This is a genomic window from Cupriavidus sp. C1SS-2L (assembly GCF_057073735.1).
Genome location: NZ_CP172709.1, coordinates 53,103 through 66,562 on the forward strand (window position 1 = coordinate 53,103; position 13,460 = coordinate 66,562).

The following is a 13,460-nucleotide window of genomic DNA, read 5'->3' on the forward strand; positions in this document are numbered from 1 at the left end:
TGTCCGGAGGTGCCACTATGCCGCATCCACGTCTTTCCGTGTCGCGTTCGCCGGCGAACGCCATTGCCGCGGTCGCCATCGCCATGGCCCTGGCCCTGGCCGGGTGCGGCGAATCGGCAAAGCTTCCGTCGGAAGCGGGCTTCGGCCCCACGCCGCAATTGCCGCCGCCCGATAAGACGCTCATTCCAACCATCCATATCGCACCTGCAAAAGGGTGGGCGGACGGCGCGCGGCCGACGGCTGCCGAGGGTTTGTCCGTGGCGGCGTTTGCCGACAAGCTCGATCATCCGCGCTGGGTCTACGTGCTGCCCAATGGAGACGTGCTCGTTGCAGAGACCAACGCGCCGCCGAAACCGGATGACCACAAGGGCATTCGCGGCTGGGTCATGAAGAAGGTCCAGGAGCGCGCGGGTGCGGGCACGCCCAGCGCCAACCGCATCACGCTGCTGCGGGACACCAATGGCGACGGCGTGGCCGACGAGCGTTCGGTATTCCTCAAGGACCTGCACTCGCCGTTTGGCATGGTGCTCGTGGGCAATGACTTCTACGTGGCCGATACCGATGCCGTGCTGCGTTTTCCGTACCAGCCAGGACAAACCAGCATCACGGCATCCCCGCAAAAGGTAGTGGACCTGCCGGCAGGCACGATCAACCACCACTGGACCAAGAACATCATCGCGAGCCCGGATGGCAGCAAGCTCTATGTGACGGTCGGTTCAAACAGCAATGCGGGCGAGAACGGCATCGACAAGGAGGCAGGCCGCGCCGCGATCTGGGAGGTGGATCGCAAGACCGGACAGCACCGCATCTTCGCAAGCGGCCTGCGCAATCCCAACGGCATGGCGTGGGAACCTTCAAGCGGTGCACTGTGGACCTCGGTCAACGAGAGAGACGAAATCGGCAGTGACCTCGTGCCCGACTACATCACTTCAGTCAGGGATGGCGGCTTCTATGGCTGGCCATACAGCTACTACGGCCAGCACGTCGATACGCGCGTCAAGCCGCCCGCGCCCGACATGGTGGCCAAGGCGATCGTGCCGGACTATGCGGTCGGCGCGCATACGGCATCGCTCGGCATGACCGGGGCCGTCGGCAACAGCCTGCCCGCGCGGTTTCAGCACGGCATGTTCGTGAGCCAGCACGGTTCGTGGAACCGCAAGCCCTTTGCTGGATACAAGGTGATCTTCGTGCCGTTCGACAACGGCCGTCCCAATGGCGCGCCGTTCGACGTTCTCACCGGCTTCGTCGGCCAGAACGGCGACGCGCAGGGCCGCCCGGTTGGCGTTGCAGTCGACAAGCGTGGAGGCCTGCTTGTGGCGGACGATGTCGGCAATACCGTATGGCGGGTGACCGGCGCGAGATAGCGGCTGACTGACCGGCGGTGCGGCGGCGCAGCGCGAACGGCGGTTGCGCGGTGGCTGACCGCGTGGCCCGTGATGACTATACTTCGCCTGTCTGGCGACCGGCGTGCCGGGGGGGCGCGCGCGCCAGACAGGGCGGCAGGCCAGCGCCCCGCAGCGAATTTCGCCAAGGGAGGGTGCAATGGATCACACGGGGGAGAGTTTCCGTGATTTCGAGCTGGCCGGCTGGGAAGATCCCGGCGTCGTCAGCCGCTACCACGAGCAGCTCACGGTCGTCACGACGCAATCAGTCGATGCCTTGCTCGACAGCGCGCACGTCGGCAGCGGCCAGCGCGTGCTCGATGTGGCCAGCGGCGCTGGCTATGTTGCCGCTGCTGCGGCCCGGCGGGGCGCGGACACGGTCGGCATCGATTTCTCTGCCACGCAGGTGGAGCTGGCACGCAAGACCCATCCAGGCCTGCACTTCGAACAGGCCGATGCGCAGGACCTGCCGTTCGATGCGGACAGCTTCGACGCCGTGGTCAATGGTTTCGGCATGTGCCACCTGACCGATCCGGACCAGGCGCTGCGCGAGGCATTCCGCGTACTGCGTCCCGGCGGGCGCATCGGCTTCACGGTGTGGGACGCGCCCGAACGCGCGATCGGCTTCGGCGCCGTTTACGCGGCGATCCGGGCCTATGGGTCGATGGATGTCGGCCTGCCGGCCGGCCCCAACTTCTTCCAGTTCAGCGATCCGCCGCAATGCATCAGCGCCTTGCAGAACGCCGGCTTCACTGGCGCAGCCTGCAGGCAGGTGCCGCAGCTGTGGCGCTTCTCGGCGCCCGACCAGCTCTTCGACGCGCTGGCACAGGGCACCGTGCGTGCCGCGGCCACCATCCGTGCGCAAAGTCCCAAGGCGCGCGATGAGATCCGGGCCGTGCTGCGCGGCACGGTTGCGTCGTACATGAAGGGCAATGACTTTGTCGTGCCGATGCCGGCGGTGCTGGCGTGGGCGGAGAAGCCCGCGTAACCCACGTAACCCGCGCCGCAGATCCGCATTCTAGCGCCGTCGCCTCTGCCGGCTAACCGGGAGGGGGCCTGCGGGACGTGCCGCCAGGCCGGGGGCGCCGAATCCCATTTCAGGCAATTCGCCGAGCCGAGCGTTTTTTCTGGCGGCTGCCTTGATTGTGTTCCGCAAAACACATCCAGACGCACGGAGTGATTGCGCAGCGCGACAAGCTGGCGCAATCTGTGGCATCCCGAGTCCGCCAGGAGACGCGCATGCGACCCCACGCCGCCCTGTTGACCGTCACGGTTGCCGCGTTGCTGTGCGCGTGCGCCCACAAGCAGGAACGCCACAAGCAGGAACCTGTGCCGTCGGCAAGCACGACCGCCGACCAGGACGTGGCCGACGCCTATGTCTACCTGCTCGGGCGCCTGCTGGTATTGCGGCAGGAGCAGGTCGATTTCCAGAAGGAGCGCTTTCGCTGGAACGAGATGCGGCACCGGGACGTTGGCGGCGTGAGCTGGGCCAATCCCAATCTCGACGTGGTGTACAGCGAAGCGTGGATCGGCGTGGACGAACGCACGTGCATGGTGTTCAGCGTGCCGCTGATCAAAGGGCGTTACTACACCGTGCAGTTCCTCAATGGATGGGGCGAGACGGTCGCCAATATCAACCAGCGCAACTATCCGCAGCGGGCGGCAGCGCGCTACGGGCTGTGCCTGAAGGGTGCGAGCGTAGAACTGCAGCCCGATGTCCACCGCATTGACCTGCCTGGCAAGACGGCGAGGGTGCTGGCGCGTGTCGAGATCGGCAAGAACCGCAAGCAGGCGGTGCAGTTGCAACGCCAGATCCAGATCCGCATGACCGGCACGCCGCGCATCGATCCGGTACCGGCCACGCCGGCGTTTGCCAATACGCGGTTGCCGGGCGTGGAGGCATTCGATTCGGCCGCCCTGGCGCTAGACTCGGAGCCCGACATCAATCCGGGCATGGAGCCGTTGCAGGCGCGCGTGCGCCAGATCGCGGCGGACGTGGCGGCCGATCCGGCCCAGCGCGAACGCATTGATCGGGTGATCCGCGACAAGGCGATCCCGCAATTCATGCAGTCGCTGACGACGGAGATCGGGACGGCGCGCAACGGGTGGGCGCGGCCCACGGTCGTCGGACAGTACGGGAGCGACTACAAGGCCCGCACACGGACCAACTTTGCCGGCATCTGGGCCAACACGGCGCAGGAAGTCGTGTACTTTCAGGGCGTGACTGACGGCGAGGGCGGGCGGCTCAATGGGGCCAATACCTACACGATGACCTTCCCGAAGGCCGACCTTCCGGCGGCCCACGTGCGGTACTTCTGGTCGGTCATCGCGGTCGATGCCGTCAATTTTCGGGTGATGGAGAATCCGAAGAAGCGCTACCTGCTCAACAAGGAGTCGCGCCTTCAGTACGGCAGCGACGGCTCGCTGACGCTGTACTTTGCGCCGGCGAAGCCGTCCGGCGCGCCGGATGGCAACTGGTTGCCGACGCCGGGCGGACAGGATTACCACCTGACGTTCCGCACGTATGGACCTGATGCTGCCGTGAGCGGCGGCAACTGGTATCCGCCGCCAATGGTGCGGCCCCGGTAGCGCTACCGCTATCGCTATCGGTATTGACATCGCTCACCGGTTTGTTGGTCCGCAGCCAACACCCCAAACGGCGCCTGTTGGTGCCGTTCGTTCTTCTGGCAGCCCGCGAGTGACGCAATACGTGCGGCAGGCCCCATTCTGTCCGTGGCACGGTCATTGCGAAATAAGCCTCGAGCGCGGGGCCAACGCTCGATGTCCCAACCGGAGCGATGGCTCCCCAGGAGAACCGCAATGACCACCCATACCGAATCCCAAGAGCCGCAGCCGCGCGCCCGTACCGTACTGCGCCGCGCGCGGCGTGCCATGATCCTGCTGCGTGTGCTGGGCATGTGCGCAAACAGCGTGGCGCTGGCGCAAGGCACCTTGCCGGGCCCATCCGCCGTCACGCCCGAACAGAAGTTTCCGTCAGGCTATCTTGAGGCCGTGGCGACCGGTTATGACAACGGCCAGGCCATGCACCCGGCTGAAGGCATGGCGCCATTGCGTCCGCGCGCCGCTGCCACGCGTGTCGAACTGCCGCCCGTGTCGTCGCCGATGGGGCAAGTACGTGCCGTCACGACTGCCGCGCCAGCGCCTGCTGTCCCCGCAAGGTGAGTGGCGCGCCCTCCGCCCGGGCATGGTAAGGTTGGCAGCCACGCCGCCGTGCGGCGCATGGCACTCCACCTGTCCAGCCCGCTTCGTTTTGCATGGATATCGAACTTGCCCGCACCTTTCTGCAAGTGGTACGGACCGGCAGCCTTCTCGCGGCGGCCGACAAGCTGCATGTGACGCAGACCGCCGTCACGGCGCGCATCAAGAGCCTGGAATCGCAACTCAACTGCCGGCTGTTCGACCGCAACAAGGCAGGCGCCAGGCTGACGGCCGATGGTCAGCGCTTTCTCGGGTATGCCAGCCAGCTCGTGCAGACTTGGGAAGCGGCATGCCGAGACCTGCCGCTGCCCGCTGGACTCGGCAGCATGCTGACGTTCGGCGCGGAGATCAGCCTGGGTAACCCCCTTGTGCTGTTGTGGGCTACGCGCCTGCGCCAGCAGATGCCGGATCACGCAGTGCGCGCCGAAGTCGGCGATGGCGCGGAATTACAACGCAAGCTGCAGTCGGGCACGCTGGACGCCGCGCTGGTCTACCAGCCGGAATACGCGGCTGGCCTGCACGTCGAGCATCTCATGGAAGAGAAGCTGATCCAGATCCGCTCCACGCAGCGCGCTGGATCTTATGTCTATGTCGACTGGGGGCCAGAATTCCGCCGGCAGCATGACAGCGCGTTGCCGGGGTACGCCAGGTCATCGCTGTACTTCAATCTCGGGCCGCTGGCGCTGCAGTACATCCTGCAATATGGCGGCAGCGGCTATTTCCGCACGCGGGTTGTGCAGAGCTATCTGGACAGCGGCGTGCTGGAACGCGTCGAGGACGCATCGGAATTCTCGTATCCGGTATTCCTCGTCCATGCCGGTTCGCCAGGGAGACAAGCCCTGGACGACGCGGTCCGGATTCTCCACGACATCGTGCGTGAAGAATCGGACTGGTCGCAGCGCTGGGATTTTCCGCTGTCTTGAAGGGGGCCGAGACGCTCAGGCGCGCACCGGCACCAAGCGCGGGACGGGATGCGCGGCCGGCAAGATGCGCAAGCGCCGGATACGCTTGCCGCCGCCACGGCGCTTTTGCGTCGCTGCGCCCAGACCGGCATAACGCCCATGCTGCTGGGCGCGTTCGAATACCGGTTCCGGCACGGCCATGCCGATCAGGTACGTCACCGTCGCGCCAAGCGCCATCAGGCCGAGCGCCCCGGCAATCCACAGGGTGACTTCCATTTCCCGCTCCATGTCGATGTTTTGTATGCATTGAGTATCGGTGCGGGCGGATGGAATGATTAGTGAAAGTTATGTTGGTTTCATATCAAAAACTCTGCATTGAAGGCGTTTTTGGTTCGTGGCGGCATTGATCAATGCGCAGATAAGTCCTTCCGGACTGGCTACCCATTTTTCCCGCCTTGATCCCGACGTGTACTTGCCGGCGCTACTCGCAGAATTTCCGGTCTCAAGGCGCTAGGCTGTTTTTCGATGCACCCTTGCCCAGCACGGCGCACCCAAAATCATCCTTTCCGACGAACCTGACAACGGCCGCAAGGCCGACACTGGTCCGATTCCGTCAGCCAAAAACGAGAAAGGAGACAACCCATGCAACGCCTAATCTTCGACGCCGAACACGAGAGCTTTCGCGAGTCCGCGCGCCGTTTCTACCAGCGCGAGGTTGGTCCGCACGGCGAGCGATGGCGCGAGCAGGGTTGCGTGGACCGGGACGTGTTTCGCAAGGCTGGGGACCAGGGCTATCTGCTGATGTGGGCGGACGAGAAGTACGGCGGCGCGGGCGTGGATGACTTCCGCTACGAACAGATCCTGATCGAGGAAAATGCGCGCCATGGCGATACGGGTTTCTTCGGCACGCTGCATTCGCGGCTTGTGGCGCCCTATGTCGGCCGCATCGGCAACGAGGAGCAGCGCCAGCGTTTGCTGCCGGCCGCGGCGCGCGGCGAGAAGATCTTCGCCATTGCGATGACCGAGCCGCAGACCGGCTCGGATCTGGCCGGCATACGCACCCGCGCGGAGGATAAGGGCGACCACTGGCTGCTCAATGGCGCCAAGACCTATATCTCGAACGGGCAACTCGCCGACTACGTGGTCGTGGTGGCGCGCACCGATCCGGAACGCAGCCATGGGCTCGGCCTGTTCATCGTCGAGCGCGACATGCCCGGGTTCCAGCGCGGACGCAAGCTGCGCAAAATGGGCCTGCACTCGCAAGATACTTCCGAACTCTTCTTCGATAACGTCAGGGTGCCGAAGTCCAATGTGCTCGGCGAACCGGGACAGGGCTTCCGCTATCTGACGCGCCACCTGGCCGAGGAGCGGCTGATCGGCGCCTGCGGCTACATGGCGTCGGCCCAGGTGGCGTTCGATATCACGCTGGATTACGTCAAGGAGCGCAAGGCGTTCGGCCGGGCGATCGGCACGTTCCAGGATTCCCGCTTCAGGCTGGCGGAGTTGCGTGCGCAGCTCGACGCACTGCAGACCTTCGTCGACCAGTGCGTGCTGCAGCACAACGCCGGCACGCTGACAGTCGAAACCGCGGCTTCGGCCAAACTACTGACTTCGGAACTGCAGGGGCGGGTGGTCGACGAAGGCGTTCAGTTTCACGGCGGCGCGGGTTATATGGAGGAGTACCGCATCTGCCGCATGTACACCGATGCGCGAATCTCCCGAATCTATGCGGGCAGCAGCGAGATCATGAAAGAGATCATCGGCCGTAGCCTTGGACTCGATGACCGGGCGAGGGCATAGCGACCTCGCTGTCATGAATGCACCTATATGGTGCATTCTGTGGGCCGAGCTACTGGGATTTTCCCTTGATTTTGCGTTTTCGCAGCAATTAACGTAGTTTTTTGCAAGGATGAAAGCGCTTTGTAATCCGATTCGGTTTGAATGCGGGCGGGAGATCGTGCGAAGGTCCCGTAGATAGCGGATAACACGCGACGGGAACGCGCCAGATGACGAAATATCGTCAGTTCGGTGCACCAATCGGCGGGCACGGTCGTTTACCTTTGACTGTTGTCGAACCCGAGCCAGATCGAACCGTGCCTTTTCCTGTTTCAAGCGCTACTGCTGCCGCCATCCTGGCGGTCGTGGCCGGCCTGACGGCCCCGTTGGCCCACGGGGCGAGCCAGCCGCTGCCGCCCGATGGGCCCTGCCTGCCGCCGCCCCCGAAGGCCACCCTGACCCTGGCGCAGGCGCGTCAGGATGCTCTGCGCTGCAACCGCGACATCATTGCCGCGCGCCGCGGCGAGGAAGCGAGCCAGGCGGATATCCAGATCGCGTCGCAGCGCCCGAATCCCGTGTTGAGCGTTGGTGTGCAGAACATCAATCCGCACGCCGGCGTCGGCTCCGGCAACCTGCGCAGCAAGACCGTGGATTCCACGTTCCGCATCGACCAGCTGATCGAAACCGCGAACAAGGGCAACCTGCGCAAGGACGCCGCGCAGAAGGCGAGCGTGGCGGCCGGCGAGGCCGTGCAGGCCGTGGTGGCCCAGCAGACCGGCGCCGTCGAGCAGGCGTTCTACGATGCCGTGGTAAGCCAGGAGCGCGTCCAGGTGCTGAGCGAGACCGTAGCGCTCTATACCCGCACGCAGCAGGCTAACGAGACTCGCCTGAAGGCCGGCGACGTGTCGCGCGCCGACGTGACCAAGCTCCAGCTCGACAACCTGCGTGCGCAGAACGACATGCGCCAGGCCATGGCCGACCATATGCGCGACAAGGCGCAACTGGCCCAGGCCATGGGGGTGCCGGGCACGCTGGCCGACAACCGCCTAGTGGCGGACTGGCCGTCGCTCGACGAGCCGACCCCGCCGGTCGATCTCGAAATTGCGCAGCGCCGCCCCGACGTGACCGCGGCCGAGGCCCGTCTGGCTGCCGCCGCCTCGGCGCGTGACCTTGCCCGTGCCGGCCGCGTGCCCGATGTGACCGTGGGTGCGCAATACGAGCACTACCCGATTTCCGAAACCAATACGAACGGCAGCGGCAACAGCTACGGCGTCTTTGTCTCGATTCCGCTGTTCGTGCGCCACAGCAATGGCGGCGAAGCGCGCCGCGCCGAGGTCGACTATTACGCCGCGCTCGACGATCGCAACCGCGTGCTGCTCGAGGCGCAGAATGAGGTCGAACGCTTGCGCAACCAGCTCGAAGCCGCACGCCTGTCGCTGAGGCAGATGCGCGAATCCGTCGTGCCCGCCGCCGAATCGGTAGCAGGAAGCGCCGAATTTGCCTATACGAAGGGCGCAACCGGCGTGCTCGACTTGCTCGATGCACGCCGCGCGCTGCGCCAGACCCGGCTGGACGCCACCAATGCCCAGGGCGACTACGCCAAGGCCCTGTCGGCTTACCGCACGGCGTTGCAGTCCACCACCACTCCCGTCAGCTCCATCCCGAATTCCCAGGTCCGTACCGATGCGCCGCGTCCCTAATCTGCTGTCCGAAGTGTTTCGAGTTTCTCCCGCCGGCCTGCCTGCGCGCGTGGCCGCCTTGTCCCTGTGCGCGCTGGCGCTTGCCGCTTGCGGCAAGGAAGAAGCGCCCAAGGCCGATGACGAGCCCAAGGTCACGGGCGAAACCGTCCAGTTCCCGGCGAGCGTGAAGACTCTGCCCGGCATCGCGGGCGAAGCCGCCCGCACCGGTGGCCAGCGCATGCTGAACCTGCCGGGCCGCCTGGGGTGGAACGAGGACAAGACCGTGCGCGTCTCCACGCCGTTTGCCGGCCGCGTGACGGAAATCCTGGTTCAGCCGGGCGCTACGGTAAAAGCCGGCCAGCCGCTGGCAAACCTGACCTCGTCGGACTTTGGCGTGGCCCAGGCCGATGCGCGCAAAGCTGCCGCCGACAATTCGGTCGCAGCCAAGGCGCTGGCGCGCCAACGCGAGCTGTACGCAGCAGGCGTGATTGCCCAGAAGGACCTGGAGCAGTCCCAGGCCGACGCCGCACGCACGGCGGCCGACCTGGCGCGCACGCAGGCGGCGCTGCGGCAGTACGGCGGCGCGGCTGGCGACGGTGCCAACCGCTTCTCGCTGCGCAGCCCCATCGACGGACTGGTGGTGGAGCGCAACATCAACCCCGGCATGGAACTGCGCCCTGACCAGCCGCCCACCGCGCCGCTGTTCCTGGTAACCGATCCGACCACGCTGTGGGCACAGGTCGATGCCGGCGAGGCCGACCTTGGCCTGTTCAAGCCCGGCGTGACCGTGCAGCTCATCTCTGCCGCCTATCCGGGCGAGACCTTCCCTGGCACCGTGGTGAAGATCGCCGATTATGTCGACCCGACTTCGCGCAGCATCAAGGTGCGCCTTGCCGTGCCCAATGCCGACCGCCGGCTCAAGGCCGAGATGTTCGTCACGGCCCGGCTGCAGGCGGCGTCGTTCCAGGGTATTGCCGTGCCGTCCAAGGCAGTGTTCCTGGCCGACAACCGCAACTATGTATTCGTGCGCACCGCGCCCAACACCTTCGTGCGCCGTCCGGTGAAGCTCGGCGTGTCGTTGCCTGGTGTCAGCGAGGTGGTTGACGGCATCAAGGATGGCGAAACCGTGGTGACCGACGGCAATCTCTACCTGCAGGACATCCTGCGCGACGCCACCGCCGTCAACAACGCGCGCGCTGCGGCCAAGCAATAAGGACGGCCGCCAGATGATTTCGCGTATCGTCAATTTTGCCCTGCACCAGAAGCTGTTTGTCTGGCTGGGCCTGCTGATCTTTGTGGGCGGCGGCCTGGCCGCGTTCAAGAACCTGCCGATCGAGGCCTTCCCGGATGTGTCCGACATCCAGGTCAACATCATCACGCTCTACCCCGGCCGCGCGGCCGAAGAAGTGGAGCGCCAGGTGACCATCCCGATCGAAACCGCGATGGCCGGCACGCCGAATTCGGTGCGCGTGTTCTCGCACACGCAGTTCGGCCTGTCGTTCATGATGGTGACCTTCAACGACAAGGCCACCGACGTGACCGCGCGCCAGCAGATCCTGGAACGCCTGCGCGGCGTGGACCTGCCGGACGGGGTGCATCCCGACCTGGCGCCGCTGTCCACGGCAATCGGCGAAATTTACCGATTCCGACTGACCGGCAAGGGCTACACCGCGCAGGAACTGCGTACGCTGCAGGACTGGGTGGTCGAGAAGAACCTGCGCCAGGTGCCTGGCGTGGCCGACCTGGTGACCATTGGCGGCACTACCAAGCAGTATGAGGTGAACCCGAACCTGGCGCGCATGCGCGACGCCAAGATATCCCTGTCGCAGCTGTTCACCGCGCTGCAGCGCGCCAACTCCAACGCGGGCGGCGGCGCCGTGGCACACGGCCGACAGCAGTTCCTGCTGCGTTCGCTGGGCAGCTTCCGTACCTCGGCCGACATCGCTAACGTGGTGGTGGCGGAGAACAACGGCACGCCGATCCTGGTCAAGGACATCGCCGATGTGAAGATCGGCGCGGCGCCGCCGCAGGGCCTGATGGGGCAGGACGATGAAGACGACATCGTCTCGGGCATCGTGGTGATGCGCAAGGGCGAGAACCCGTCGCTGGTGCTCGAAGCGCTCAAGAAGAAGATCGAGCTGCTCGACGACCAGATCCTGCCCAAGGGCGTGAAGATCGTGCCGTACTACGATCGCTCCACGCTGATCGACAAGACACTGCACACGGTGTTCGGCAACCTGGTCGAAGGCGCGCTGCTGGTGATGGCGGTGCTGTACCTGTTCCTCGCCAACGTGCGCGCGGCGGCCATCGTCGCGCTGGTGATCCCGCTGGCGCTGCTGTCGACGTTCATCGGGCTGACGTGGGTCGGCATCCCGGCCAACCTGCTGTCTTTGGGGGCGATGGACTTCGGTATCATCGTCGACGGCGCGGTGATCGTGGTCGAGAACATCTTCAAACGCCTCGGCGAACTGAAGGAACAGCAGATCCAGGACAGCAAGGCGCGGCTCTACGCGATCCTGCAGGCCACGACCGAAGTCGGCCGTCCGACCGTGTTTTCAATGGTGATCATCATCGCCGCGCACATCCCGATCTTCACGCTGCAACGGCATGAAGGGAAGATCTTCGCGCCGATGGCCTACACCGTGACCGGTGCGCTGGTCGGCTCGCTGATCATCTCGCTGACGCTGGTGCCGCTGCTGTGCCACCTGCTGCTGAAGAAGAACATCGCCCACGACGACAACTTCGTGGTGCGCCATTGCAAGCGGGTGTACGAGCCGATGCTGGCCTGGGCGCTCGACCACAAGAAGATGGTGGTCGGCGTGGCGCTGGGTTTGCTGGTGGCGACCGTGGGCGTAGGCAAGTTCCTGGGCAGCGAATTCCTTCCCGAACTCGACGAAGGTTCGATGTGGGTCAGCTTCGACCTGCCGGCCTCGGTTTCGATCGACGAGGCACGCGACCAGGCGCGCAAGCTGCGCGGCGTGATCCGTAAGACGCCGGAAGTCAACACCACGATTTCCAAGGTGGGTCGTCCCGATGACGGTACCGATCCGAAGCTGATCAATACCGTGGAAATTCTTGTCGACCTGAAGAACGACAAGCAATGGCGCGCGGGCTACGACAAGCGCAAGATCATCGAGGAGATCAACCACAACTTGCGGCAGCTGCCGGGCATCGAGCCCAATTTCTCGCAGCCAGTGCGTGACAACATCCTCGAGTCGATCTCGCAGATCAAGGGTCAGATCGTCATCAAGGTGCAGAGCGACAGCCTGCAGCACAACAAGCAGGTGGCGGACCAGATTCTCGCCAACGTGCAGTCAGTCAAGGGCGTGATGCGTGCGTTCATCGACCGTGACGGCGAACTGCCGCAGTACGTGCTCGAGTTCGATCGTGCCCAGGCTGCGCGCTACGGCATCAACGTGGCCGATGTGCAGGACCTGATGGAAACCGCGCTGGCCGGCAAGGCTGCGACGGAGCTGTGGGAAGGGGAAAAGCACTTCAGCGTCGCTGTGCGCCTGAAGCCGTCGGAGCGCGAGTTGCCGAACCTGCCGAACATCTTCATGCAGACCGCCGATGGCGCGCAGGTCCCGTTGTCGCAGCTGGTGACGTTCCGTGCCGCCTCCGGCGCCATGAACATCAGCCGCGAAAACGGCCAGCGCACGACGTCGATCGGCATCTTCATCCACGACCGCGACATGGGCAGTGTGGTGAAAGACATGCAGGCCCTGGTCAAGAAAAACGTGAATGCTGAAGACGTCAAGATCAGTTGGTCGGGCGAGTTCGAGAACCAGGAGCGCGCCATGGCACGGCTGTCGATCGTGGTGCCGTTGTCGGTGCTGGTGATCTTCCTGCTGCTGTTCAATGCGTTCAAGTCGTTCAAGAGCGCCACGCTGATCATCTCGAACATTCCGTTCGCGCTGATCGGCGGCGTGTTCGCGCTGTTCCTGACGGGCATTCCGCTGTCGGTGTCGGCGGCCATCGGGTTTATCGCGCTCTTCGGGCAGGCCGTGCTGAACGGGGTGGTGATGGTGACCTACTTCAACCAACTGCGCGATGAAGGCATGCCGGTGCGCCAGGCCGTGCTGACCGGATCCATGGACCGGCTGCGCACGGTGCTGATGACGGCGCTGCTGGCCATGCTAGGTCTCTTCCCGATGGCGATTTCTCGCGCCATCGGCGCGGAAACCCAGCGGCCGCTGGCGATCGTGATCATCGGTGGCCTGATTACCGCCACGATGCTGACGCTGATCGTGCTGCCCACGCTGTATGAATGGATGGTCGGAAGAAACTGGCCGGACGAGGAAGTCGACGAGCCGAACAACCGGTTGTCGGATTCGCTGTCATCCTGATACCTGATTTCCCCGATGTAACAAGGCCCGTCCCCCAAGGACGGGCCTTTTTCTTTGGGCGCCGTGGCGTTTCCTGTCGGAATCCTCTGACGCACCTTTCGGAACCCCACTTCTGCATGTCGCACGGCACAAAACCTAACCTGAACACATGCAGTA

At 64.7% G+C, this 13,460-nt stretch carries 10 protein-coding genes; 9 read left to right on the forward strand and 1 reads right to left on the reverse strand.

What is annotated here, in order from left to right; genetic code table 11:
- Positions 1-83 precede the first annotated feature (83 nt).
- The 5 genes from ACIGJG_RS18045 (at position 84) to ACIGJG_RS18065 (ending at position 5,524) form a co-directional block, all read left to right on the forward strand.
- The gene (locus ACIGJG_RS18045) at positions 84-1,364 is read left to right on the forward strand and encodes a PQQ-dependent sugar dehydrogenase (RefSeq protein ID WP_373460800.1); all 1,281 of its coding nucleotides are present in this window, start codon (positions 84-86) and stop codon (positions 1,362-1,364) included.
- A 178-nt stretch (positions 1,365-1,542) separates the two neighbouring features.
- Positions 1,543-2,370 (forward strand): class I SAM-dependent methyltransferase, encoded by an 828-nt coding sequence (locus tag ACIGJG_RS18050; protein WP_140948778.1) that lies wholly within the window; start codon positions 1,543-1,545, stop codon positions 2,368-2,370.
- 251 nt (positions 2,371-2,621) lie between these two features.
- On the forward strand, positions 2,622-3,971 hold the full coding sequence (locus tag ACIGJG_RS18055) for a DUF1214 domain-containing protein (protein WP_220630513.1): 1,350 nt from the start codon (positions 2,622-2,624) through the stop codon (positions 3,969-3,971).
- Positions 3,972-4,202: 231 nt separating this feature from the next.
- Positions 4,203-4,565 (forward strand): hypothetical protein, encoded by a 363-nt coding sequence (locus ACIGJG_RS18060; protein WP_011299622.1) that lies wholly within the window; start codon positions 4,203-4,205, stop codon positions 4,563-4,565.
- 92 nt (positions 4,566-4,657) lie between these two features.
- Positions 4,658-5,524 (forward strand): LysR family transcriptional regulator, encoded by an 867-nt coding sequence (locus ACIGJG_RS18065; protein WP_011299623.1) that lies wholly within the window; start codon positions 4,658-4,660, stop codon positions 5,522-5,524.
- Between the two features lie 15 nt (positions 5,525-5,539).
- On the opposite strand, the gene ACIGJG_RS18070 is transcribed toward ACIGJG_RS18065, so the two are convergent.
- Positions 5,540-5,779 carry a hypothetical protein gene (locus tag ACIGJG_RS18070; protein ID WP_140948776.1) on the reverse strand — a complete coding sequence of 80 codons (240 nt, stop codon included), beginning with the start codon at positions 5,777-5,779 and terminating at the stop codon, positions 5,540-5,542.
- Positions 5,780-6,145: 366 nt separating this feature from the next.
- Between ACIGJG_RS18070 and ACIGJG_RS18075 the strand changes: the two genes are divergently transcribed.
- The 4 genes from ACIGJG_RS18075 to ACIGJG_RS18090 all read left to right on the forward strand — a co-directional run bounded on the left by ACIGJG_RS18075 (position 6,146) and on the right by ACIGJG_RS18090 (position 13,304).
- Positions 6,146-7,303 carry an acyl-CoA dehydrogenase family protein gene (locus ACIGJG_RS18075; protein ID WP_220630512.1) on the forward strand — a complete coding sequence of 386 codons (1,158 nt, stop codon included), beginning with the start codon at positions 6,146-6,148 and terminating at the stop codon, positions 7,301-7,303.
- A 293-nt stretch (positions 7,304-7,596) separates the two neighbouring features.
- On the forward strand, positions 7,597-8,979 hold the full coding sequence (locus ACIGJG_RS18080; protein WP_041680103.1) for a TolC family protein: 1,383 nt from the start codon (positions 7,597-7,599) through the stop codon (positions 8,977-8,979).
- Positions 8,963-10,171, forward strand: coding sequence for an efflux RND transporter periplasmic adaptor subunit (locus tag ACIGJG_RS18085; RefSeq protein WP_011299627.1), 1,209 nt, complete (start codon positions 8,963-8,965; stop codon positions 10,169-10,171). The genes ACIGJG_RS18080 and ACIGJG_RS18085 overlap by 17 nt, the downstream gene beginning before the upstream one ends.
- Before the next feature lie 13 nt (positions 10,172-10,184).
- A complete protein-coding gene (locus ACIGJG_RS18090) occupies positions 10,185-13,304 on the forward strand; it encodes an efflux RND transporter permease subunit (protein ID WP_011299628.1) in 3,120 nt (1,039 codons plus the stop codon).
- Positions 13,305-13,460 lie beyond the last annotated feature (156 nt).

What these genes read in the sequence shown, in the direction of transcription:
- ACIGJG_RS18045 (WP_373460800.1), top strand. Translation starts at nt 84, where the DNA reads ATGGCCCTGGCCCTGGCCGGGTGCGGCGAATCGGCAAAGCTTCCGTCG.
- ACIGJG_RS18050 (WP_140948778.1), top strand. Translation starts at nt 1,543, where the DNA reads ATGGATCACACGGGGGAGAGTTTCCGTGATTTCGAGCTGGCCGGCTGG.
- ACIGJG_RS18055 (WP_220630513.1), top strand. Translation starts at nt 2,622, where the DNA reads ATGCGACCCCACGCCGCCCTGTTGACCGTCACGGTTGCCGCGTTGCTG.
- ACIGJG_RS18060 (WP_011299622.1), top strand. Translation starts at nt 4,203, where the DNA reads ATGACCACCCATACCGAATCCCAAGAGCCGCAGCCGCGCGCCCGTACC.
- ACIGJG_RS18065 (WP_011299623.1), top strand. Translation starts at nt 4,658, where the DNA reads ATGGATATCGAACTTGCCCGCACCTTTCTGCAAGTGGTACGGACCGGC.
- ACIGJG_RS18070 (WP_140948776.1), bottom strand. Translation starts at nt 5,779, where the DNA reads ATGGAAGTCACCCTGTGGATTGCCGGGGCGCTCGGCCTGATGGCGCTT.
- ACIGJG_RS18075 (WP_220630512.1), top strand. Translation starts at nt 6,146, where the DNA reads ATGCAACGCCTAATCTTCGACGCCGAACACGAGAGCTTTCGCGAGTCC.
- ACIGJG_RS18085 (WP_011299627.1), top strand. Translation starts at nt 8,963, where the DNA reads ATGCGCCGCGTCCCTAATCTGCTGTCCGAAGTGTTTCGAGTTTCTCCC.
- ACIGJG_RS18090 (WP_011299628.1), top strand. Translation starts at nt 10,185, where the DNA reads ATGATTTCGCGTATCGTCAATTTTGCCCTGCACCAGAAGCTGTTTGTC.